Raw genomic sequence first — 23038 nt, forward strand, 5'->3', positions numbered from 1 at the left:
GCGCTTAACCGCTCCCGCCGTCGATGACCACTCCGCTGCCCGACCGGCGTAGCAGGCCCTTCTCGAGCGCTCGCCCCAATGCGGCTTGCAATCGTTGATCAATCAAATCTGTGATCCTTTTTCCGCCAAGTAGATTGAGCGCATCGCGCTTCAACTCTTCGTCTGCACTTCCGCCGGACTGCTGCGCGACGACGATCATCGCGTTCCCAATCTCGACGAGCGAGACCTCGTCGAGAGGACGACTTGTGCCGGGCTCGGGGCAACGCACCACCCGCCATGTTTCAGGATCGGTGTTTGACGGCCAGAAAAACGAATCATCAGGTGGGCGCCGGAACTCTGGGCCCACCAGCCGTTGAATTTTTTTCCGACGATCAGTGCTGACCCGGCTCAAACCGAATGAGCTGCTGACCAGTCTGGCCAGCCGATCACGATGAATCGGACCCTCAGCCTCGATCACCTCAGCGATAGCAGCCTCGACTCGGGGGGAGGCCGACGGCATCGACGGCGTTATCTGGTCGAGTGCACTGATATCACCCAGTGTCCGCGGAACATATTCACGGAACGCACGAGCCATCGGATGCAGCTTGGGCCGAGGAATACTCACGGGTGCCGCGGCGATTTTCGCGAATACCGGCGTACTCGAGACGGTCTCGACTCGTTTCACAGGATCCGGCGCCCGGCGCGCAGGGTCCGGCTCGACCTCCCCACGCATCAGCCGCTGTTTCGCCTCGTCCACGGTCTGACGGATTCGGGCGATGATCTGCTGCCGGTCTTGCAACCAGCCAGGCAACCAAATGCGTTCCACCGCAGGCCAGTGCATCAGGTTCTGCAGCACATCGACCGGTAGGCCATCACGGTCGGCGACTGTCTTACGTGCCCGCCAATTCGGCCCGTCGAGTAAAGCGGCGACCAGCGGTTGCTCCGGCGCATCGGGATTGGCCACCACGATGTCGACACGGAAATCGGACAGTCCCACGTCCGTCTTCACCGGCAGGCCCTCGGCACGCAGCGCCTCGGCGATGTCATCCCGGTGGCGGTCGATCACGGAGAGACGTTTACCGCCTTGGATGATCTCCTCCACGCCACGAGCGGCCAACTCGAGGTATGCCCTGAGGTGCTTGGTACCGACCTGGGTAGTCTCCTCAGCTCTGAGTGCCTCCGGGTCGAAACTCGCGTACAGCACGACCTCACGGCGCGCACGCGTAATTGCGACGTTGAGCCGGCGCTCACCGCCCGGCTTCGACAGCGGCCCGAAGTTCAGTGGCACTACCCCTTTGTCGTTGGCGCTGAACGCAACTGAGAACAAGATGGTGTCCCGCTCATCGCCCTGCACGTTTTCCAGATTCTTGACGAACACGCCGTCGGGCTCGTCCAGCGCTTGGAGCACACGTTCGTCGCCGGTATCGCGCAGGAGATTCTCAATGAAATCACGCTGCTGGGCATTGAAGGTGATAACTCCCAATGACGGCGCCACATCGGGCGATGCGAGAAAGCGGTTACGGATGTCTGCCACGATTCGTTCGGCTTCCACGCGATTGGTACGCAGCGTCTTGCCGCGTCCAACCCGTTCAAATACGCCGTTGACACGAACCAGCGAGACGCCATGTCCCGCAGGGGCGGAGCCGTTTCGACCCAGCGGCGCCGGAAATGAGGCAAGTCGCCCTTCGTAGTACTGCTGATTACTGAATGCGATGAGCGACTCGTCTTGACTGCGATAATGCCAGGACAGCCACTGCCGCGGGACCTGCGCTTGGACGCACTCGGTCAAGATGGATTCCTCGTCGTAGACGACATCCGGGTTGTACTCGTCGTCGTCCTCAAGGCTTGCGCCGGCCTCGGCGAAGCTCGTCGGTGGCATCTGCTTGCTATCGCCAACCACGACAACGGAATTCGACCGTCCCATCGCACCCACTGCATCAGCGACCCTGACTTGCGAAGCTTCGTCGAAGACCACAATGTCGAAGATCCCAGGTCGCGCAGGAAAGAAGCGCGCGATCGAATCGGGACTCATCAGCGTGCACGGCAGAATCTGCGTGATCAACTCACCGAAATTCTCGATCAGGGCCCGAACGCCCATTCCGCCGCGCCGACGCTCCAACTGCCTACGCAGGCCGCCGATTTGGCCGCTGGCCGCGTTGGCGTAGAAAGTTCTGTTATTCACCAGACGTGCCGGGATGGCTCTGGGCAGTTCGCGTCTAATCGCGCGGGTGCTGTCGGCGAACCGGCGAATCGTGGTGGCCTGAGAGTTCGCGTCGAAATTGTCCAGTGCGCTGGCTTGAAGGCGCTCAGCGACCGAGGCGATAGCGGTCCCGCGATCGAAGGCCAGGGCGGCATCTTCCGCGACCACCTCGCCGTTTAGGATGGCGATTCGAGTGGGGTTCATACCCGCGCCGCGCAGCGGCTCGACGTGCCGAATCAAGTCGACCCAACACTCAATGCTGTCGGGGGTTTGCAGCCGACGCTTCGGCCGAGTCGCCCACCACCGCGCGATGAAAGAGGCGCCGTCGCCCCATACACGTTGTTGCCCAACCGAGGACGGCGCCACCTCATCTAGTGAACTCCAGGCCCCGGCGAGGCGAGCCAGTTGTGGGGCCAACGTTCCGACCGGCGTCTGCGTGTAGTACTGACGCAAATCACGAACGTGCGGATCGTGCGGCGTCGCGCACAACGCGTCGGCGGCCCGAGTGGCCGACGTGAGCCCATCCTTGAGTTGACGGCCGTCCTCCTCGACAAGAGGATTCCAGCCGTCGCGCACCAGGGTGACGGGCAGACCGGCAACGCTGGAACGTAGGTCACGAACTACTTCGTGCGTCTGCGCTATTTCGCCGGTTGCCGACGAGAGCGATTTAAGATCAACAGTTTTCGGGTCAACAGCCAGTACACTGGAGAGGCGTTTTAGCACAGCCCTGCGCCGTTTCTTTCGGCCGAAAAAACCAGACTCATCGGCGGCGAGGGCCGCGGCGTGGATCTCGGGGATGTCGAGGTCCATTGCAGCCGGTGTCGCCATCGCCAACCATCCAGGCGGCAGCTTCGACGTCTCCGCCAACGACCGTTGCACCGCCTTTGCCAGACTTTGGCCGGCATCACTGTGCAGCGTGTCGAGTCCACTGAGCGGATATCGTGGTGCCGTTGCGAGTGTCGCCCAGTCAGCCACTGCGGACGGTGATTCCGTTCGCCCGGCTTCATCCAGCTCGACACCTGCTTGCAGCAGGTCTTCGAGAGCCTTATCGAATTCCACCGCCGCGGTGTGGATCTTGTCGGCATCGAGGTTGGTTGTGGAGGGTTCGATGAACGCCCATGGATGGTCCCGACCAGGACGCGCTAGGTCGGTCTTTTCCGGTAAGCCGCGAAGAAGGCGCCCGATCGTATCGAACGTCTCCGGAGTGCCGCGGGCGACGAGTTCGTGAGGCACATCCAGCGGCGACACCGCTTGATCGGCTGCCAACTCCGCGGACCTCGCGGTGTACAAGGACTGCCCGGCAGCGTTGGGCGCATGAAGCCGATCTGCATAGCGGGCAAGACTTCTTCGGGCAGTCTCGGCGATCTCCTTTTGCACACGCGACAGGTCCGCGTCCTCACCGACCCGAAGATCCAGGGCCTCTTTGATCTGCGCGCGAACGACGGCTGGCCGAGCTGATTTGTCATGCAAATTGAGCGAAAGCTCGCCAAGACCAACTGCTTCCAATCGCTTCTTCACGACATCGAGCGCGGCCCTCTTCTCGGCAACGAACAGCACCCGTCGTCCCGAGGCCATAGCATGCGCCAGCAGGTTGGTGATCGTCTGCGACTTACCCGTCCCGGGCGGCCCCTCCAGGACGAATGTCCGACCGCTCGCCGCTTCTCTATCGAGCCCCGCAGGCAGTGGGCCGGAGATCGGTCGGGCAGGATCAGCCAGCCTATCGAACCAGGGCGGGCGGTCTGCTACTTGTCAGACCCTGGCTGGGGCGACGAACTCCTTGATGCAAAGCGCGCGGGCCGACGCGTGAGCGACGAGCTCGTCGTTGCTGCCGCTGAGGTCCTCGAGGATTGGCTGCCCGGGTTCGACGGCACCGTCGTTTATGTGCCGAGCCTGGATACCAATCGCATTCTGGTGGCGGACTTCGCCCGTCGATTAACCGACCTCATCGGTGCTCGTTTGTCCGACTGCGTCAAAAAGGTGCACCGCAATGAGCCCCAGAAGCTGATGGAGAACAGCGCCACGCAGCTCCGCAATGTCAATGATGCTTTTCAAATCCACGGCCATGCACCCACCGGGCCGGTGATCCTCGTTGACGACATCGTCGACTCCCGGTGGACAATCACAGTGTTGGGCGAGCTGTTGATGGCGGCGGGTAGTGGGCCGATCTACCCTTTCGCGTTGGCCAAGGTAAAGGGATGACGATGCTGGACGAAGCCGAGCTAGCGGCGGTGGCGCTTACCAGCCGCCTCGTCGATTCGCCCGCTAAGCCGTTGTCCGCGCGGGAGTTCTGGGGCCTTCGGCAACGTGTCGAACCATCGGCCCTGCGGGGAAGGTCCGCGCACCACATCGCCGCGGAGTTGGCTGCCTCAGAGCAAGAGGGCGAGCGGATTGCGAGGCTTTTCGATCGGGCGGCTGCTTTAGCAGTCGCGCTCGAGAATTTGGATCACGCTGGAATCTGGACTATTACCCGACTCGGTCAGCTGTATCCGCGACGACTGAGCGCCCGGCTGGGCAAGGCTGCTCCCGTCGTGCTGCACGGCGTAGGGGACGGCAAGCTTCTGGACACCGACGGAGTGGGGGTAGTCGGCTCCCGGAATGTCTCCGAAGAAGGCTCGCAAGTGGCCCGTGAGATCGCCCGCTTGGCAGCAACGTTGGCATTGCCTGTGATCTCCGGTGCGGCACGCGGCGTCGATCGTGATGCGATGAACAGCGCCTTCGACGTTCGCGGCGGAGTGGTAGGCGTGCTGGCAGATTCCATCGAGCGCACCGTCACGCGGCCCAGTACCCGCCGCGCCGTCCTCGACGGCCGGATCTGTCTGATCACTCCTTATGCGCCCAGCGCGCCGTGGACGGCCGGGAATGCAATGGGAAGGAACAAGCTCATCTACGGGCTCTCCCGGTGCACAGTCGTGGTAGCCAGCGAGCAGGAACACGGCGGCACGTGGAAAGGCGCAACCGAAGCACTGAAGAACTCTTATGGCCGCGTTGCCGCTTGGCTCGGGCCTGGCAGCGGCGCCGGCAATCGCGCGCTCGTCGAACGAGGGGCACTGGAACTCCGCGAGCCTGCTGGCCTCGCCGAGCTCCTCCGCGATGCTCACCCGGCCGAGGAGGTGAAGGATCAGACGGCCGACGACCAGCTGAAGCTCGACCTGTAGCGCCATCCCGCCCAGCCCGCAAATGTGGACGGCCGCGCGCCGCGCCAGACAGCGTGGAAGTATCCGGGTATGCCCTCAACCGTCAAACGGGTCGGCGTGCTGCTGGCCACCCTGATGATGATCACGTCGTGCGGCGGCAACGACCACCCGGCCGAACCGGTGAAAACATCTGCGGCGCCTGGCTTGTCACAGTCCGAGGCCACCGACATCGGGACCGAGGCCTACGCCTACGCCTATCCGCTGGTCACGATGGAGTACACCCGGCGCGAATTCACCAACGTCCCCGCGGGCGAGGACGTGAAAGCCCCGATGGGCCAGTTCGCCCGCCAGCGCACCTACCCTAACGCCGCCTTCCGCGCCGCCACCGCCCCGAACACCGACACCCTGTACACGCAGGCTTGGTTCGACGTGTCGAAGGAACCGTGGATCGTCACCGTCCCGGACATGGGCGACCGCTACTTCCTGCTGCCGATGATGGACGCCTGGACCAACGTCTTCGCCTCGCCGGGCACCCGCAACGGCGGCGGCAAGGCGCGGACGTTCGCGATCACCGGCCCCGGTTGGCACGGCAGCTTGCCGCCGAACGTGCTGAACTACCAGTCGCCGACGGCGTTGGTGTGGCTGCTCGGACGCATCTACTGCTCGGGCACCCCGGAGGATTACGACGCGGTGCACAAGTTGCAGGATCAGATCACCGCGACGCCGCTGTCGTCGTTCGGCAAGCAATTCCTGCCGCTGCTGCCACCACTCACTGCGTCCGTCGACATGGTGACGTCGGTGCGCCACCAAGTGAATTCCCTTGGCGCGCCGGAGTATTTCAAGCTGTTCGCCCGGCTGCTCAAGACCAACCCGCCGACCGAGGCCGACGCGCCGATCGTCGCGAAGCTCGCCCGCATCGGCATCGTCCCCGGGCAGGACTTCGACCCGGCCAAGCTGCCGGCCGCCGCGAACACCGGCTTGGCGATGTCGCCAAAGCTCGGTCAGGACAACATCAACGGCTGGCGCGAAGAAGGCGTCGTGGCCGGCGATTTCGTCGCCAAAAACGGCTGGGCCTACACCATCAAGGCGGGCAACTACGGGACCAACTACCGCCAGCGGGCATACGTGACCCAGGTCGGCGTCGGCGCCAACCTGCCCGAAGACGCTGTCTACCCCACCTCGGACGCGACGGATATCAAGCAAAAGTACAGCGGCGCAACCAAATACCTGATGCACTTCGACAAAGGCCAGCTGCCGCCGGCGAAGGGCTTCTGGTCGCTGACCATGTACAACGGCGACTACTACTTCGTCGACAACCCGCTGAACCGCTACAGCCTGAGCCCGCGTGACAAGCTGGTGCCCAACCCCGACGGCTCGACCGACATCTACATTCAGGCCGAATCACCCGGCCCGGATAAGGAATCCAACTGGTTGCCCGCGCCGAAGGAGCGGTTCAGCCTGATGCTGCGGCTGTACTGGCCCAACGAAAAGAAGCCGTCGATCCTGGACGGGACGTGGCACATCCCGCCGGTCAAGCCAATGCCCTAAACGTGTGCGCCCTAAACCCTTTGGGCGTTGACGAATTCGTTGCCCGGCACCATGTCCTTGACTTCCGGTGCGGCGCTGCGGCCGAAGTCGGCCATCAGCTCGGCGGCTGGGGTCACGGTGACATTCCAGCCGTGCCGGCCGAACCACTCGCCGACCCGTTCGCGCTCCTCGAAGTAGAACAGTTCTTCGGTCCGCGGAATGTCGCGATCAGGATCTGCCTTGGCCATCAAGTCGCGCACCCGATCCATCCGCGCACGACGCTTGGCGCGAATCTCCTCGTCGAGGAACGTCGGCCCCAACGCCTCCACCGCGACCCGGCTACCGGGAGCGGCCAGCTCGTTGATGCGCTCGAACAGCAGATCCTGCGCCGCGGACGGTAGATACGGCATCAGCCCCTCGGCTGACCACACGCTCGGCCGCGACGGGTCAAAACCGGCCTCCTGCAACGCCTTCGGCCAGTCGTGGCGGAGATCCACCGCGACCTCGACCCGGTTGGCGGCCGGCTGCGCGCCGTGCTCGGTCAGCGTCTTCAGCTTGAAGTCCAGCACCCGGTCCTGATCCAGCTCGTAGACCGTCACGCCGTCCGGCCACGGCAACCGCCATGACCGCGCGTCCAAGCCGGCCGCCAGGATCACGGCCTGCGTGATTCCCGAGTTGGTGGCGGTTTGGAAGAACGAGTCGAAAAACTTGGTCCGCGACGCCATGTAGCCGACCATCGCCTGCATCTGCAGCGGCAACTCGGGCTCGGCTTCGACGATCTCCGGCGGCAGAGCGGAACCCGCGTGCCAGTTCCATACCCCGTCGCCGGCGGCGTCGAGGAACACACGCGCGAACGGGTCGTGGATCAGCGGGTTGTCGCTCTCGGTTTCGGCTGCGCGCGCCGACGCCACGCCCAGTGCGGTAGCCCCCACGCTCTCGGTGATTTCCCAGGTGTCGTTGTCAGTTCTCGCCATGGGTCCGAAAATACGTGGGGCGGCTTGGTAGTGGCTGTGTGATATCGCATGTGGTCACGTTTCCGGAGACGGCCACATGGTCGGACTCTGGTGCGCGGGTGACGGCTGTGACTCGGCACGGCCTCTAACCAGCCACATCGGCCCCGCAATCCGGGTAAAGGCTGAGGTCACCGGTTATGTTGTCGGCGGAACGCTGACAGAAGCAGGCCGGAGGTGTGGGGACCATGCAGGTCGATGGTCGCGACGTCAGGGTTTCCGGCAGCCTGCTGCAGCCCCTGACTCGCCGCACCAACGACATGCTGCGGGTCGCGCTGTCGGGGGCGCTCCTGGCGGTGGTGATCACCAGTTCGCTGGTCACCCGCACCCGGTGGGACGGGCTGGAGATGTCCATCTCCCGCATCATCGGGTTGCTGACGCCGACTCAGTCCGACGTGGTCTACCTGGTCTACGGCCTCGCGGTCTTGGCGTTGCCGTTCATGATCCTGTTCGGCCTGATCCTGGCCCAGCAGTGGCGGCTGCTGATCCCCTACGCGGCGGCCGCGTTGATCGCGGTCCTCGCGTTGTCGATCACCGGCACCGGCTTGGCGGCCCCGCGATGGCATTTCGACCTCAACGACCGGTTGCGCACCGTCCTATCGCAATTCCTCGACGACCCGCGCTGGATCGGCATGCTCGCCGCGGTGCTCACGGTGTCCGGCCCATGGCTGCCGGCGCGCTGGCGGCACTGGTGGTGGGGCCTGCTACTTGCGTTCATCCCGATCCACCTGGTCGTCAGCGCCATCGTGCCGGCCCGATCGCTGCTGGGTTTGGCGGTCGGCTGGTTCGTCGGCGCGCTGGTGATCCTGGTCAGCGGCACCCCCGCTCTGGAAGTGCCGCTGGACGACGCGGTGCGCGCGATGGCCAAACGCGGGTTTGCGGTCACCGGGCTGCGAGTGGTCCGCCCCGCCGGATCGGGGCCGCTCATTCTTGCCGCCGTCACCGAGGAGCCCGAAGAGAACGCCGTCGTCGAGATGTACGGACCTCATCAACGCAGCGGCGGCGCACTACGGCAGGTGTGGCGAATCCTGCGGCTGCGCGAGAACGAGACCGCCCCGCTGCAGGCGTCGATGCGCCGCGCCGTCGAGCATCGCGCCCTGATGGCCATCGCGATCGGTGACCTCGGCATCGCCAATACCGAGACGATCGCCGTCGGCACCCTGGACCGGGGCTGGACGTTGTACGCGCACAAGCGGATTCGTGGTGCCCCGCTAAAGGACTGCCACGCGTCGACGCCGGTCGCCGAAGTGTGGGAGTCGCTGCACAAGTTGCAGGAGCACCAGATCTCGCACGGCGACCTACGCGACAAGGAGATCACCGTCAGTCACGGCGCGGTGTTCTTCGGCGGCTTCGGCAGTGCGGAATACGGCGCCACCGAGAACCAGCTCCAGGCCGACATCGCCCAGCTGTTGGTGACGACGACGGCGCTGTACGGAGCGGACGAGGCGGTGGCGGCGGCGATCGAGGTGCTCGGCCGCGACACCGTGTTGACCGCGTCGCGCCGGCTCACCAAAACCGCTGTGCCGAAACACATCCGCGACTCGGTCGTCGACGCGAAGGCCGTCATCTCCCGCAGCCGCGCGGCGGTCATGCGCCAAACCGGTACGGAGAAGATCAAACCCGAGTCGGTCACCCGGTTCAGCCGCAGCCAGTTGGTCCAGTTGGTGTTGCTGGTCGCGCTGGTCTATGTCGCCTACCCGTTCATCAGCACGGTGCCGACGTTCTTCAATGCGCTGTCCCGCGCCAACTGGTGGTGGGCCGTGCTGGGCCTGGCCATTTCAGCGTCGACGTACGTGGGAGCCGCGGCCGCGCTGTGGGCCAGCGCCGACAAGTCGGTGAATTTCTGGCGGCTGTCGATCGCACAAGTGGCCAACACTTTTGCCGCGACCACCACCCCGGCCGGCGTAGGCGGGCTCGCGCTGAGCACCCGCATCCTGCAGAAGAGCGGGCTCAGCACGACGCGCGCCACCACCGCCGTCGCGTTGCAGCAGTCGATGCAGGTGATCATGCACATCGTGTTGCTGATCTTCTTCACCACCGCCGCGGGCGCGGGCACCGATCTGTCCCACTTCGTTCCGAAGTCGACCGTCCTGTACCTGATCGCCGGTGTGGCGCTGGGCATTTCCGGTGTCTTCTTGCTGGTGCCCAACCTGCGACGTTGGCTGTCGACGTCGGTGACCCCCAAACTCAAGGAGATCATCACCGACATCATCGAGGTGGCCCGCGAACCCCGACGGATGGCGTTGATCGTCTTGGGTTGCACCGGAACGACTCTCGGCGCGGCGCTGGCGTTGTGGTCCAGCGTCGAAGCGTTCGGCGGTCACGCGACATTCGTCACCGTCACCGTCGTGACGATGGTCGGCGGCACCCTGGCCTCGGCCGCGCCCACTCCCGGCGGCGTCGGCGCCGTCGAAGCGGCCCTGATCGGTGGGCTCGCCGCCTTCGGCCTGCCCGCAGCGGTCAGCGTGCCCTCGGTGCTGCTGTATCGGGTCCTGACCTGCTGGTTACCGGTGTTCATCGGCTGGCCGGTAATGCAATGGTTGACCCGCAACGACATGGTCTAGCTCACACCATGACCAGAATTATCTGTTCGTGAGCTAGGCTGGGCTCAACGTTGGCATACGCCGACACGTCGTGGACTGCTCCGACATTCCCACTCAAGCTTTCTCGCGGCGATCGATTTTGCCCACCGGCAATCTCGCCACCTAGTGCTGAACGTCTCCTGATGACGCTGGCACACCTCGATGCCTGAAAGGCACCACACAATAATGACTTCCTTCTCTGAGCTCAGCGTGCCCGCGCGGTTGGTTACCAACCTCTCCGCGCGTGGCATTACCGAGCCCTTTCCCATCCAGGTGAAAACCCTGCCCGAAACGATGGCCGGCCGTGACGTGCTCGGCCGCGGGAAGACCGGCAGCGGTAAAACGCTGGCCTTCTCCATTCCGCTGGTGACTCGTCTCGAGTCGACCAAGCGGCGGCCGTCCACCCCGACCGGTCTGGTGCTCGCACCGACCCGTGAACTGGCGACCCAGATCTCGGCAACACTCGAGCCGCTGGCCGCCAGCTACGGCCTGAAAGTCACCACGATCTTCGGTGGCGTCTCGCAGGTCCGCCAGGTGTCCGCGCTGCGGGGCGGCATCGACATCGTCGTCGCATGCCCGGGCCGGCTAGAAGACCTGATGCGCCAACGGCTGATCAGCCTGGACGCCGTCCAGATCACCGTTCTCGACGAGGCCGACCACATGGCCGACCTCGGCTTCCTGCCCGGCGTCACCCGCATCCTCGCGGCGACACCCGCGGGCGGTCAGCGGATGCTGTTCTCCGCCACCCTGGACAACGGCGTCGACAAGCTGGTCAAGCGCTTCCTGCGCAACCACGTCATGCACTCCGTCGACGAGATCAACGCGCCGAGCCCGGAGATGACGCACCACGTCTTCCACGTCGCCAGCGCCGGCGCGAAGACCGAACTGGTGCACCGCCTGGCGTCTGGCACCGGTCGGCGCATCCTATTCATGCGCACCAAGCATCAGGCCCGCAAGCTGGCCCGTCAGCTCACCGACGCCGGTGTGCCGTCAGTTGACTTGCACGGCAACCTCTCTCAGCCTGCCCGCGACCGTAACCTGGCCGCGTTCACGTCTGGGGAAGCGCGCGTGCTGGTCGCCACCGACATCGCTGCCCGCGGAGTGCACGTCGACGACGTGCAGTTGGTCGTCCACGTCGACCCGCCCGCCGAGCACAAGGCGTACCTGCACCGCTCCGGGCGCACCGCCCGCGCCGGCAGCTCGGGTGACGTGGTCACCGTCGTGCTGCCCGAGCAGCGCCGCGACACCAACGATCTGCTGCGCCGGGCCGGTATCGCTGTTCGTCCGCAGCAGGTCACCGCGACCTCAGAGCCGGTCGTCGAGCTGGTCGGCGACATCGCGCCCTACCAGGCGCCGAAACCGGTGCAGGCACAACCTGCCCAGCAGCGGTCACAACAGCCACGGCGCCGCCCGAACCGCGGCGGCGAGCGCGCCAAGGCAGCTAACGGCGGCCAGCGCGCGGGTGGACACGGACGTCGCAGCAGTGCCGGCGCAGGAGCGTCGCGCCGGTCCTCCTACTAGGACCTGTTTCGATTGTTTCAATCGGCTGGGGCGGCTGGTAGCTTGGACTCATGTCCACTGCCGTCGCCCCACTGGTTCGTCAGGTCGTCGAACGGGCTCGCACCGAGCCCGGTTTCGCTGAGGTGCTCGACGCTATCCTCGGGGCACCCACCACGCCGCAAGGCACCCTGGAGCGGGTCGCAGCCCGCAGCCTGAACGACGAACGCCGCAGCGCGTTGGTACGTGAATTCGTCGAGGGCGCACTGGCCACACCGAAGGTGCAGCAGCGGCTTGCCTTGCAGTCTCCGCAGGCCGTGCACCGGCTCCGCAGCCGGGGCAAGCTACTGGGCTCGGCTGTCGGCAACCAAACCTATTTTCCCGCTTGGCAATTCGATACCGACCGGGTCCGCACCGATTTGCCGCGAATCCTCGAGCTACTCAACGAGTTCACCACCGACCCGCTGGCCGCCGACCGGATCATGCGGCTGACGCACGACGACCTCGGCGGCTCGTCGATCGCCGAGGCACTGCGCCGCCCCAAGACTGCTGACGCCGCGTGGCGGATGCTCGCCAGCATCGGTGCCTGACCTTCCCGCCGGCTACCGCACGCCGCTGCCCGACGCCCGACCGGTCGGCCTGCGACGACGAAGGGTCGACGCCGGAACCGAACTGTGGCGAGTCGAAGCGTTGGCGCCCTCCGCGTGGACCTGGGCCGGCTTCCTGACCGCCCGCTATCGCTTCGACCCCGAGTCGGGCGCATTCCGAACCCGTTACGCCGCAAGCGGTCTGGTGGGCGCCTTCCGCGAGCGATACCGCCCGACCGGGCTGATGATTCCCGCCGACCACGCCGAGCATCGGCTGGTGCGACTGGTCGCCGCCCGACACTTGAGCGTCTTCGACCTGCGCACCGAAGCCAATCTCGATGTGCTGGGTGTCGACGACCAGATCAGCACCGGCCAGCACCACGACGTGTGGGCCACCTGCCAACGGCTCGCCGATGCCGTGCGGCGCTGGTGGCCGGAGCTCGACGCGGTGGTGTACCGCCCGCGGACCACGCCGGAGACGTCGATCAACCACGCGTTCTTCGCCCTCGAGGCGTTCACCGTCGAGTCGTGGCCGCTGGCCGAGCGCACCGATGTGCTCACCGAGCTGGTCCTGCGGCACGACTTCACCGTCGGCTGGGAGCTACCGTGACGGCATGGACCCGATCACCCAATGCGCCGTCTGCGGCGTAAGTCTGGGTGATGACCGGCTGATTATAGGCGGCGACTTCCACCGCTTCACGCACAGCGTCGACGCGGTCGGCCGGCACCAACGCGATCACACAGCCGCCGAATCCCCCACCGGTCATCCGAGCACCCAACGCGCCGGCCGTTACTGCAGTGTCGGCGATCAGGTCGATGTGCGGGGTGGTGATGGCGAAGTCGTCGCGCATCGACGCATGCGAAGCGGTGAAGATCCGCCCCGCCTCCACATAGTCCAAATCCCCTAGCGCCGCAACGAAATCCAGTACCCGCTCGTTCTCGGTCAGCACGTGACGCGCACGACGGGCATCGACGGGATCGCGGACCTTGTCGAGGGCAGAGATATCGTGGACTTCCCGCAGCGACACCACGCCCACGTCGGCCGCGGCCCGCTCGCAGGACAACCGCCGCGCCGCATACTCGCCGTCGACGTGGCCGTGTCGCTCGCGCGAGTCGATCAGCAGCAACTCGACTCCCGATGACGACGGGTCGAAGTCAACCGGCAGCACGGTCAGGTCGCGAAAGTCGATCAGCAGCGCCGTCCCCGCCGAGCCGAACAGCGACGAAATTTGATCGAGTAAACCCGTTGGTGCACCGACGTATTCGTTCTCTGCGCGCTGGGCCAGCCGCGCCTGATCCATCCGGTCGATCTGCGGGCACAGTGCGCCCAAAATGGCGCATTCCAGCGCCGCCGACGACGACAAGCCCGAGCCCACCGGCACGTCGCTGGATACCGACATCGTCCCGCCCGGCACCGGGTGCCCAGCCTCGCGCAAGGCCCACACCACGCCCGCCACATAAGCCGCCCACCCAGTCACCTCACCGGGCTTGGTGGTCAACGGAATTCGCACCGAGCCGTCAGCCAGGTCGCTGGAAACGGTCAGATCGGCGGCATCGGACGGTTCGAAAGCCACAGACGTGCGCTGCGGCAGCGCGATCGGTAACGACCAACCCAGGTTGTAGTCGGTGTGCTCGCCGATCAGGTTGATTCGCCCGGGCGCGGAGTACGTGATCACGCGAGGTCCCACAGGCGCTGGGCCACGGCTTCGGGCACCACGTCGGTGATGAACGCGTCCATCGCCGATTCAGAGGCGGCCAGGTATTTCAGCGCGGTAGCGCTGCGACGGATCGACATCAGCTCGACGTGGAAGTAGCCGTCACGCAACTCAGGAGTGTCCGAGTACTGGTGCAGTGCCGAAATATACGGCAGCGGGCCGGAATACATCCGGTCGAAGCGCCGCAAGACATCAAGATAAATCGAGGCGAAGCCGTCAAGTTCAGCGGACGAAAGGTCAAGAAGGTTGTGCACGAACCTATTTGGATAGATGTGCACCTCGACCGGCCAGCGCGCGGCGAACGGCACGAACGCGGTGAACAGGTCGGTGCGGGCCACGATCCGGCTGCCGTCGGCGACCTCCGCAGCCAGTAGAGCGGCAAACAGGTTGCCGCCCTTGTGCAACGCAGCCTGCTCCATCATCGCCGCGGTCCGCGGCGTCACAAAGGAGTAACCGTAGATCTGGCCGTGCGGATGCGCCAGCGTGACGCCGATCTCCTCGCCGCGGTTCTCGAAGCAGAACACCTGCTGCACCCCCGGCATCGCGAGCAACGCGGCAGTCCGGTCCCGCCACGCGTCGACGACCAATCGGGCATGCGGCAGCGGCAACCCCGAAAACGAACCAAAATGGTCGCCGGAGAAGCAGATCACCTCGCATCGTCCGACCCCGGGCACGGGAACGAAGCCGTCCGGCAAAGAGGCAAACGCCCCCGCCCCGGACAACGACGGGAAACGGTTTTCGAAGACCACCACGTCGTAGTCGGGGGCGGGCACCTCGCTGGTCAACCCGGTCGGCCCGGGGCAGAGCGGACACTGATCGGCCGGCGGCTTGTAGGTGCGGTCCTGTCGGCGCGCGGCGATGATCACCCACTGCCCGGTGGCCCGATCGAACCGCAATTGCGACTGCCCGGGCTCGAATGGCGGCAGCGGCCGACGGTCAGAAACCGGGGCCACCGACCGCCCGGGCAGTGAGAAGAACAACAGCTCGCGGCCATCGGCCAACGTCGTTCGCGTGCTCATCGCGTCCCATCTTGGTCGCTGTGCCAGAGTCGAGTGCAAGAGACACGCGAGAGAGGCTGGCCACGGGTGGTGGGTGACGCAACCGCGCGGTACCGGCGGGCGCGTAACTGGGCGATCGGATCTGACCCCGGGCTGCTACGGCTGCGGATGGCGATCCGCACGACCGGCGCGCTGGGCATCTCGCTGCTGGTGCTGTTCCTACTGACCAAGGCCACCGGTCAGCCGCTGACGGTGGCGCTGCTCGGGGCGGTGATCACGATGATCTCGGCGCGCTCGGTGAACGAGCCGGATCCGCGCCAACGACGCATCACGTTGGCTCTGCTGCCGCTGCCCACCACGGTGGCCATCACCGCGGCCGCCCTGCTGTCGCCGCATCCGGTGAACGGCGACGTGATGTTCGTCGTGGTGGTGTTCATCGCGGTCTACGCGCGACGGTTCGGCCCGCGCGGCACGGCGCTGGGCATGGTCACCTTCATGTCGTACTTCTTCTCGCTGTACCTGCAGGCCAAGTTCGCCGAGCTGCCGTGGCTGATCGGATCGACCATCGTGGGCACGCTCTGCAGCTACCTGTGGAGTGCCTTCATCCTGCCTGACCGACCGGAAAGCGTTCTGCGCGAGAGTATTCGGTCACTGCGGGCGCGGATGGCGATCGTCGTCGACACCACCGCCGACACCGTGCGGCTCGGCAACCCCGACGAACGCCGGCAGCGTCGACTGCGGATCCGGACCCGACGGCTCAACGAGACCGCCTTGGCGGTCCAGGCGCTCATCGAAGACCAGGTCAATCCGAGTGCGCTGTGGCCGGGCGTCAGCGGCGAGGACCTCGCGCTGTGGCTGTTCGACGCCGAGCTGACCGTCGAACGCCTCGCGACCGCGGGCACCCGGGCGGCCCTGGCCGACCTGCCGGTCGCCACGCGTGCCGCGTTGGCCGACACTGTCGCCCTGTTGGCGCGCGCGATCCGCACACCCCACACCGACGCGCTCCGGCAGACCGCGCACGTCGCTCAGCAGCTCGACCGGAATCCCGATGACGTACCGGTGCGGCGCCTCGCGTTGGCCGTCGTCGACACCGCCAAGGCCACCGCCGAAGTGCGTAAGCAGGTCGAGGGGGTCGCGACCGAAACGACGCGACCCGACGGCCCGGCGCTGCCCGAGACGCAGCTGCGGCCGGGCATGCTGCCGACCACCCGGCAGGCCATCCAAGTGGCGGTCGCCGCGGCGTTGGCCATCGTCGTCGGCGAGATCGTGTCGCCGTCGCACTGGTATTGGGCGGCGATCGCCGCGTTCGTGATTTTCGCCGGCACCAACTCGTGGGCCGAAACCCTCGACAAGGGTTGGCAGCGGCTGCTCGGCACGGTGCTCGGGGTGCCGATGGGCGTGCTGGTCGCCACGCTGGTGTCGGGCAACCGCATCGCCTCGCTGGTGATGATCTTCGTATGTCTGTTCTGCGCTTTCTATTTCATGAAGGTCACCTACAGCCTGATGACCTTCTGGATCAGCACCATGCTGGCGTTGATGTACGGCCTGCTCGGCGAATTCACCTATGGGCTCTTGCTGTTGCGGATCGAGGAGACGGCGGTGGGTGCGGTGATCGGGATCGCTGCCGCGGTGTTGGTGTTGCCGATCAACACCAGGGCGAAAATCCGCGGCGACGCCCACTCGTTCTTCCTCACGCTGGCCGATCTCGTCGAGGCGTCGGTCGCCAGCCTGCTGGGCACTCCCGCGCCCGCCCGGTTGACCGAGACGGCGCGTCAACTCGGCCGCGACTTGGCGCAATTCCGGATCACCGCCAAGCCGATGAGCACCGGGGTCGCCGGACTGCCTGGACGCCGGACGATGCGGCACAGCCAACGGATGCTCACCGCGTGTGACCGTTATGCGCGAATGCTGGCCCGCAGCAGCGAGATCCACATCCAGACCTCGCCGGAACTGGCCGATGCGATCAGATCGACCGTCGGCCAGATCCGCCGCAACATCGACATGCTGATCACCTCGCTGGAGTTCAACCAGGCCGCGGCGGTCTTTCCGTCCACCGACTACATCGATGCCGCCGAGACCCTCGCCCGCCAGCACGTCGATCGGCCGCTGGCGCCAGACCATCGGCGGCTGATGAACGCCCTGCATGCGCTCCGCCAACTCGACCGCGTCATCATCAACGCCGCAACCGATCTCGGCGCCGAGAACGGCGTGCTGTCCTCCGTCTAAGATTGGCGGACAAGGAAATCCAGCACCGCGTCGGCGAACAGATCGTTGCGATCGCCGGCCACCATGTGTCCCGCGCCCTGGACGTCGACGAACTCGACCTGCGGGAAACGGGCCAGGAATTCGTCGGCGCGGTCCTGGCTGACCAGATCGCTCACCTGACCGCGCACCAACAGCATCGGGACGCCGCCGGCCAGGATCGCAGCGACGGCCGCGTTCATCCGGCCGACGTCGGTCAGCTCGTGGGGTGGCAGAGATGCGCTCTCGCTGATGAACGTTGGGTCCCAGTGCCAATACCACCGGTCGCCGCGAAGGCGCAGGTTGGTGCGCAGGCCGTTGAGGTCTGACGGCCGCGGCCGGTGCGGGTTGTATTCGGCGATCATGTCCGCGACTTCGTCGAGCGAGGAGAACCCGCTCTCCATCCTGCCGGCCATGAAGTCGTGAATACGGTTCGCGCCGGACTGGTCCATGTTCGGAACGATGTCAACCAGCACCACCGCCCGCGCAATGCCGGGCGAAATCTCCCCCGCCAGAAGCATTGTGGTGAACCCACCCAGGGATGCACCAACGAGCACCGGCCGGGCAGGCAGCTGGCGCAGCACCTCGGCCACGTCGCCGGCGAAGCTGGCCAGCCGGTAATCGCCCTCTTCCGACCAGTCCGACTCACCGTGGCCGCGGAAATCCACCGTCACCGCTTGCCAACCGCGCTCGGCCACCGCGGCCGCCGCCCTGCCCCACGAGCGGCGGGTCTGCCCGCCGCCGTGCAGGAACACCACGGCCGGCTTCGCCGGATCACCGAGTCGGTCCGCGACGATGCGGGTGCCGCCGACGCCGGCGGTGGTGAAGGTTTCAGGAGCGATGGTCACTGCTCTTCTCTCCCTGCAGTTCTCGTCCCAACGCCCGGATTTCGCTGCGAAGCTCCTCGATGTGCCCGACGGTCGCCGCTTGGAGAAGGGTCTCTTCTTCGGCCACCCGCTGGATGATCCACGACGCCAACGCGGCGGTCACGACGCCGACCAGGCTGATACCACCAATCATCAACAGCACGGCGATAACTCGGCCGGCGTTGGTGATCGGATAGACGTCTCCGTAGCCGACCGTGGTCACTGTGGTGATCGACCACCAGATCGCCTTACCGAACGAATCGATCTTGGTGCCGGGCAGATAGCGCTCTTTGTCGAAGACGGCCAACGCTGAGGTGTAAATCAACAGCAGCACACCCGATGCGGTGTAGACGACGATACGACCACGGAAGGCATCTCCCACCGCCTTCTGCAGCACCTCGATCAGAACCAGCATGCGCAACAACCGAAGTGGCCGAAGCAGGGGCAGCGTGATGATCGCGAAGTCGAGCAGGTGCCGGCAAAACCAGTGCCAACGATCGGCGGCAAGGCCCAGTCGGACAAAGTAGTCCGCGAAGAACAAGCCCCAGATGGCCCAGTCGATGGCCCAAATAATATGCGCTTCCCGGCCATGCGGTTCGGCAAGCACCTGCCTGGAAAACAGCACCAGAAATACGACGGCGGCGCCGGCCAGCGGCCACTCGGTATATCGCTCAAACCGCTGCAGCCTGGTTTCGCTGTCCATGCGCGAAGTATCGCCGGTGCGCTGAGCCCTCGTTCGCAGATCTAGAAAATCATCTGGTCCGCCGCGTTGGACCGCTCCAGCATGCCGAACGTCTATTCACCGTCCCAGCGATAGCGCGGCGTTGTCGCTGCTGCCGTTGCGCAGACAGAAGGCCTGGGTCTGCGTTCGCGGGCGCGGATGCCCGTCGGCACGACGCCCTGGACCGGTCAGTTGCAACCTCATCGTTACCGGACGCACAAAGGCGGGCACTGGCCGGCCTACTGGACGTGCTGTGGAGTCCGACCACCTACGAACGCCTGGTCGGCGGGTGGAACCTCGAGAACACCGAAGCCGTCGATGCGGTCCAGTGGCTGATCGCCAAAGTCGTTGCAGCGCTGGAGAATAACGAATCGCCGACTCTATTTCAGTAGCTGGTGCCGAAATTCAGTCACCCACTGATGACCGGCAATGACCGTGTCGCTGCCGTCAAATGCGGTATTTATGCCTAAAATTGCTTGTCAGTCGACGAACTGCTTGATTTGGCAAACAGTTTCATACGGAGTGCAAGCCGGGGGTAACACCCCAGCCGATTTACTGATGACTAGGCGTTCGGGCAGGTAACCTCATTCCCGGTTGACACTGCAGCCTCTCGGAAACGTCACGGTGGCGATCTGATTTTCCCCGCCGAAGTGCGCTCGCGCGCCGACGTAGCCGCCTGTCAGGTTCTGCTTCAGCGCTGGGGGTCCCCTTTTGGGTACCGATCCAATTATTTCCGGCGCGATCGCGCCGGAGCCAGGGGATGTGTCGTGAGCCGATTTACCCAGACCATGTTCCACAACGCCCAGAGCAGTAGTAAGGGCATGAACACCGGGGAGCCCGACTCCCCAGTCCGCCATACCTGGGGTCAGGTGCATGAGCGGAGCCGCCGCGTTGCGGGCGGTCTTGCCGCCGCCGGCGTGGGCCACGGCGACGCGGTCGCTGTGCTGGCCGGGGCGCCCGTCGAGATCGCACCGACCGCGCAGGGCATCTGGATGCGCGGCGCAAGCGTGACGATGCTGCATCAGCCCACGTTGCGCACCGATCTGCAACGCTGGGCCGACGAGACATTGGCCGTGATCGAGATGATCGGCACCAATGCGGTGGTGGTCTCCGACCCGTTCATGGCCGCCGCGCCGCTGCTTTCCGGGCTGGGCGTGCAGGTCCTGACGGCCGAACAGTTACTCGACGGCCGGCCGATCGACCCCGTCGACACCGACGACGACGACGTTGCGCTGCTGCAACTGACGTCCGGCTCGACCGGATCCCCCAAGGCGGTCCGGATCAGCCATCGCAATGTCGTCTCGAATGCGGAGGCGATGTTCGTCGGCGCAGACGTCGACGTCGAATCCGATGTCATCGTGAGCTGGCTGCCATGCTTCCACGACATGGGCATGACCGGCTACCTGACGGTCCCGATGTACTTCGGAGTCGAGCTGGTCAAGGTCACGCCGATGGACTTCCTGCGGGACACCCTGCTCTGGGCCCGACTGATTGACAAGTACCGGGGCACCATGACCGCGGCGCCCAACTTCGCCTACACGATGTTCGCCAAACGGCTGCGTAGGCAGGCTCAACCTGGCCAATTCGACCTGTCTTCGCTGCGGTGGGCGCTCTCCGGCGCGGAGCAGGTGGACCCGGCCGACGTCGAGGATCTGTGCGAGGCCGCCGCCCCGTTCGGGTTGCGTCCGGAAGCCGTGGTGCCCGCATACGGCATGGCCGAGACGACGGTGGCGGTGTCGTTCACCGAATGCGGCCGCGGGTTGACCGTCGACGAGGTCGACGCCGACCTGCTCGCCGTGCTGCACCGGGCCGTCCCGGCGACCAGGGGTAAAACCCGGCGACTGGCCTCCCTTGGTCGCCCGTTGAAGGGGCTGGAGATCCAGATCGTCGACCAGGACGGCGCGCTGCAGCCGGCTCGCTGCGTCGGCGTCATCCACGTGCGTGGCGAACCGGTGACGCTGGGATACACGACGACTGCCGGTTTCGTATCTGCGCAAGATCACGAGGGGTGGTACGACACCGGCGATCTGGGCTATCTCACCGAGACCGGCGACGTGGTGGTGTGCGGGCGGGTCAAGGACGTGATCATCATGGCCGGGCGCAACATCTACCCGACGGACATCGAGCGTGCCGCGACGCGCGTTCACGGCGTCCGGCCTGGCTGTACGGTCGCAGTCCGCCTGAAGGCGGGCCACCCACGGGAGACTTTCGCGGTGGCGGTCGAGGCTAATTGCTGGGCCGACCCGGACGAGGTGCGGCGCGTCGAGCGTCAGGTTGCCCACGAAGTGGTCGCCGAGGTCGACGTGCGGCCCCGCAACGTCGTCGTGCTCGAACCCGGAACGATTCCGAAAACACCGTCGGGAAAACTGCGTCGCGCCCACGCATTGGCGCTTGTCACCTAGATTTGTTTCCCGACTATGTCCGACTTTGACGCCCAGCTCGGTCGCAAACCACCGGAGCAGACCGAATTGTCCACTGCCCAGAAGGAAGCGGACGAGGGAGACCTGCGCGTCGGGCTGTGCAGCCTGTCCGAGATGGTGGCCGGCGCATTCGGCGTGTTCGAACTGCTGGGCAGGGTCGCTGGGTTTGCCGCTGATGCCATTCCCGGCGTCGACGGCGCCGGGGTCGCATTAATCGATTCGATCAAGGGCGTCCCGACACTGCAAACCACTTCCGCCACAGCCGAATTCGTTCACAAGATCGACACCGTGCAGTACGACGAGCTGCATGAGGGGCCGTGTATCACGTGCATGGAGACGCGGCGGCCCACCGTCAGCGGATCGCTCGGCGCCGACGGCCGCTGGCCGCGCTTCGGCGGCCGGGTCGCCCGGATGGGCGTGCATTCCGCCCTGTCGCTGCCGCTGATCGTTGGTGCACACGTGGTCGGCGCGATCAACTGTTATGCGATCGGCCAGGACGTGTTCGGCGAACACGCTGTCCGGTTGGGGTCGCGGTTCGCCGCGCCGGCGGCCGTGTCTCTTTACAATGCCGACCTGCTGGCCGGGGCCCGAGCCCGCGCGGCAAAGCTGGAGCAAGCGCTCGATCACCGTGCGGTGATCGATCAGGCGGTCGGCATCATCCGCAGCCGGTCGGGTGGCAGCGCAGAGGATGCGTTCAGCCGGCTCGTTCAGATGAGTCAGAACGGCAACGTCAAGCTGCGGGACGTGGCGGCGCAACTAGTCGAGGACGCCGTGCGACGCGCGCAAGCGCGGCGCATTCAATCGTGAGCTAGCTGGGTCATCTTCCGCACCAGATCCGGACGCGCGCCGGGATTGGACATCAACTCTCGTGCGATGTCGGTCAGGTGTTCACCTCGGGCACGCGCGTACTTACGCAACAGTGCGAAGGCCTCGTCGACGGAGATACCGAGTCGTTCGCGCAAAAAGCCCTTGGCCTGCTCGACGACGATGCGGTTGGTCAGCGCCGAACGCAGCTGCGGTAGCACCGTCGCAGGTGTGGGCGGGTGTTCCTGAAGTATCGCCACGCACGCGACATGCGCCAGCGTCTGGCCCACCAGCAGGTCCGACTCACTGAGCCGGCCGGTGTGGTTGCCGAAGAGGCCGAGCGAGCCCAAGACGATTCCGGCGGCCCGCATCGGCACCGCGTGCACCGAGACGATGCCCGCCCCGATTGCGGCGGGGACGAACCGCGGCCACCGTGGGGACTCGGTGTGCAGATCCGCCACCGAGATCGGCTGGCCGCCGGCGTAGCACTCGACGCAAGGACCTTCGTCGACCTGCAGCTGGAAAAGCTCCAGCTCACGGGTCTGCGTGGATGTCGCGGCCAGCAGCCGCAGCTGACCCAGCGGATCGGCGAGCAGGAATGCCGCCGCCCCGACGTCCAGCAGGTCCGCGCAGCGCTCGGTGAGTTCGGTCAGTAGGTCAACGACGTCGAAGTCGTCGAGCAGGCTGTCGACGAGCGATACCACCGCTTCGAGTACGCGAGCTTCACGAGGGGTGTCGGTCATGTTGCCCTCCTCAT

Annotated in this window: 17 protein-coding genes and 1 pseudogene; 11 read left to right on the forward strand and 7 right to left on the reverse strand. The window is 65.7% G+C overall.

Going from position 1 to position 23038, the window contains the following annotated elements; genetic code table 11:
• Positions 1-4: 4 nt before the first annotated feature.
• Positions 5-3871, reverse strand: a pseudogene (locus ACQY5A_RS21830) (DUF3320 domain-containing protein); the annotation flags it as partial.
• Between the two features lie 111 nt (positions 3872-3982).
• Between ACQY5A_RS21830 and ACQY5A_RS21835 the strand changes: the two are divergent.
• The 3 genes from ACQY5A_RS21835 (at position 3983) to ACQY5A_RS21845 (ending at position 6861) form a co-directional block, all read left to right on the forward strand.
• Positions 3983-4378: a hypothetical protein gene (locus ACQY5A_RS21835; protein ID WP_428342378.1), complete on the forward strand. Its 396-nt coding sequence runs from the start codon at positions 3983-3985 to the stop codon at positions 4376-4378.
• A complete protein-coding gene (locus ACQY5A_RS21840) occupies positions 4375-5334 on the forward strand; it encodes a DNA-processing protein DprA (protein ID WP_428342379.1) in 960 nt (319 codons plus the stop codon). The genes ACQY5A_RS21835 and ACQY5A_RS21840 overlap by 4 nt, the downstream gene beginning before the upstream one ends.
• A 69-nt stretch (positions 5335-5403) precedes the next feature.
• Positions 5404-6861, forward strand: a complete 1458-nt coding sequence (locus ACQY5A_RS21845) for a DUF1254 domain-containing protein (RefSeq protein ID WP_428342380.1) — start codon at positions 5404-5406, stop codon at positions 6859-6861.
• A gap of 11 nt (positions 6862-6872) precedes the next feature.
• Here the strand turns inward: ACQY5A_RS21845 and ACQY5A_RS21850 are convergent, their stop codons facing one another.
• On the reverse strand, positions 6873-7814 hold the full coding sequence (locus ACQY5A_RS21850; protein WP_428342381.1) for a class I SAM-dependent methyltransferase: 942 nt from the start codon (positions 7812-7814) through the stop codon (positions 6873-6875).
• Between the two features lie 224 nt (positions 7815-8038).
• Between ACQY5A_RS21850 and ACQY5A_RS21855 the strand changes: the two genes are divergently transcribed.
• From ACQY5A_RS21855 to ACQY5A_RS21870, 4 genes are all read left to right on the forward strand, one after another.
• Positions 8039-10414: a flippase-like domain-containing protein gene (locus ACQY5A_RS21855; RefSeq protein ID WP_428342382.1), complete on the forward strand. Its 2376-nt coding sequence runs from the start codon at positions 8039-8041 to the stop codon at positions 10412-10414.
• A 204-nt stretch (positions 10415-10618) separates the two neighbouring features.
• The gene (locus ACQY5A_RS21860; protein ID WP_428342383.1) at positions 10619-11953 is read left to right on the forward strand and encodes a DEAD/DEAH box helicase; all 1335 of its coding nucleotides are present in this window, start codon (positions 10619-10621) and stop codon (positions 11951-11953) included.
• Positions 11954-12003: 50 nt separating this feature from the next.
• Positions 12004-12519 (forward strand): hypothetical protein, encoded by a 516-nt coding sequence (locus ACQY5A_RS21865; protein WP_428342384.1) that lies wholly within the window; start codon positions 12004-12006, stop codon positions 12517-12519.
• Positions 12512-13126 carry an RES domain-containing protein gene (locus ACQY5A_RS21870; protein WP_428342385.1) on the forward strand — a complete coding sequence of 205 codons (615 nt, stop codon included), beginning with the start codon at positions 12512-12514 and terminating at the stop codon, positions 13124-13126. Before ACQY5A_RS21865 ends, ACQY5A_RS21870 begins: the two co-directional genes overlap by 8 nt.
• On the opposite strand, the gene ACQY5A_RS21875 is transcribed toward ACQY5A_RS21870, so the two are convergent.
• Both ACQY5A_RS21875 and galT read right to left on the reverse strand, forming a co-directional pair.
• Complete coding sequence (locus tag ACQY5A_RS21875; RefSeq protein ID WP_428342386.1) at positions 13101-14192, reverse strand: galactokinase; 1092 nt, start codon at positions 14190-14192, stop codon at positions 13101-13103. The two genes, ACQY5A_RS21870 and ACQY5A_RS21875, sit on opposite strands and share 26 nt — an antisense overlap.
• Positions 14189-15250 (reverse strand): galactose-1-phosphate uridylyltransferase, encoded by a 1062-nt coding sequence (galT, locus tag ACQY5A_RS21880; protein ID WP_428342387.1) that lies wholly within the window; start codon positions 15248-15250, stop codon positions 14189-14191. Before galT ends, ACQY5A_RS21875 begins: the two co-directional genes overlap by 4 nt.
• 147 nt (positions 15251-15397) lie before the next feature.
• On the opposite strand from galT, the gene ACQY5A_RS21885 reads away from it, so the two are divergent.
• Positions 15398-17455, forward strand: a complete 2058-nt coding sequence (locus ACQY5A_RS21885; RefSeq protein ID WP_428343281.1) for an FUSC family protein — start codon at positions 15398-15400, stop codon at positions 17453-17455.
• Here ACQY5A_RS21885 and ACQY5A_RS21890 read toward each other — a convergent pair.
• On the reverse strand, positions 17452-18312 hold the full coding sequence (locus ACQY5A_RS21890) for an alpha/beta fold hydrolase (protein WP_428343282.1): 861 nt from the start codon (positions 18310-18312) through the stop codon (positions 17452-17454). The two genes, ACQY5A_RS21885 and ACQY5A_RS21890, sit on opposite strands and share 4 nt — an antisense overlap.
• Complete coding sequence (locus ACQY5A_RS21895) at positions 18302-19039, reverse strand: potassium channel family protein (RefSeq protein WP_428342388.1); 738 nt, start codon at positions 19037-19039, stop codon at positions 18302-18304. Before ACQY5A_RS21895 ends, ACQY5A_RS21890 begins: the two co-directional genes overlap by 11 nt.
• 266 nt (positions 19040-19305) lie before the next feature.
• Between ACQY5A_RS21895 and ACQY5A_RS21900 the strand changes: the two genes are divergently transcribed.
• From ACQY5A_RS21900 to ACQY5A_RS21910, 3 genes are all read left to right on the forward strand, one after another.
• The gene (locus ACQY5A_RS21900; protein ID WP_428342389.1) at positions 19306-19449 is read left to right on the forward strand and encodes a hypothetical protein; all 144 of its coding nucleotides are present in this window, start codon (positions 19306-19308) and stop codon (positions 19447-19449) included.
• A 375-nt stretch (positions 19450-19824) separates the two neighbouring features.
• Complete coding sequence (locus ACQY5A_RS21905) at positions 19825-21459, forward strand: fatty acyl-AMP ligase (RefSeq protein WP_428342390.1); 1635 nt, start codon at positions 19825-19827, stop codon at positions 21457-21459.
• Positions 21460-21474: 15 nt separating this feature from the next.
• Positions 21475-22284 (forward strand): GAF and ANTAR domain-containing protein, encoded by an 810-nt coding sequence (locus ACQY5A_RS21910; protein ID WP_428342391.1) that lies wholly within the window; start codon positions 21475-21477, stop codon positions 22282-22284.
• Here ACQY5A_RS21910 and ACQY5A_RS21915 read toward each other — a convergent pair.
• Positions 22275-23024 carry a GAF and ANTAR domain-containing protein gene (locus ACQY5A_RS21915; protein WP_428342392.1) on the reverse strand — a complete coding sequence of 250 codons (750 nt, stop codon included), beginning with the start codon at positions 23022-23024 and terminating at the stop codon, positions 22275-22277. The genes ACQY5A_RS21910 and ACQY5A_RS21915 overlap by 10 nt on opposite strands.
• Positions 23025-23038 lie beyond the last annotated feature (14 nt).

It is taken from the genome of Mycobacterium sp. (assembly GCF_965277065.1).
Taxonomy (GTDB): Bacteria; Actinomycetota; Actinomycetes; order Mycobacteriales; family Mycobacteriaceae; genus Mycobacterium.

What these genes read in the sequence shown, in the direction of transcription:
- ACQY5A_RS21840 (WP_428342379.1), top strand. Translation starts at nt 4,375, where the DNA reads ATGACGATGCTGGACGAAGCCGAGCTAGCGGCGGTGGCGCTTACCAGC.
- ACQY5A_RS21845 (WP_428342380.1), top strand. Translation starts at nt 5,404, where the DNA reads ATGCCCTCAACCGTCAAACGGGTCGGCGTGCTGCTGGCCACCCTGATG.
- ACQY5A_RS21850 (WP_428342381.1), bottom strand. Translation starts at nt 7,814, where the DNA reads ATGGCGAGAACTGACAACGACACCTGGGAAATCACCGAGAGCGTGGGG.
- ACQY5A_RS21855 (WP_428342382.1), top strand. Translation starts at nt 8,039, where the DNA reads ATGCAGGTCGATGGTCGCGACGTCAGGGTTTCCGGCAGCCTGCTGCAG.
- ACQY5A_RS21860 (WP_428342383.1), top strand. Translation starts at nt 10,619, where the DNA reads ATGACTTCCTTCTCTGAGCTCAGCGTGCCCGCGCGGTTGGTTACCAAC.
- ACQY5A_RS21865 (WP_428342384.1), top strand. Translation starts at nt 12,004, where the DNA reads ATGTCCACTGCCGTCGCCCCACTGGTTCGTCAGGTCGTCGAACGGGCT.
- galT (WP_428342387.1), bottom strand. Translation starts at nt 15,250, where the DNA reads ATGAGCACGCGAACGACGTTGGCCGATGGCCGCGAGCTGTTGTTCTTC.
- ACQY5A_RS21885 (WP_428343281.1), top strand. Translation starts at nt 15,398, where the DNA reads ATGGCGATCCGCACGACCGGCGCGCTGGGCATCTCGCTGCTGGTGCTG.
- ACQY5A_RS21895 (WP_428342388.1), bottom strand. Translation starts at nt 19,039, where the DNA reads ATGGACAGCGAAACCAGGCTGCAGCGGTTTGAGCGATATACCGAGTGG.
- ACQY5A_RS21910 (WP_428342391.1), top strand. Translation starts at nt 21,475, where the DNA reads ATGTCCGACTTTGACGCCCAGCTCGGTCGCAAACCACCGGAGCAGACC.
- ACQY5A_RS21915 (WP_428342392.1), bottom strand. Translation starts at nt 23,024, where the DNA reads ATGACCGACACCCCTCGTGAAGCTCGCGTACTCGAAGCGGTGGTATCG.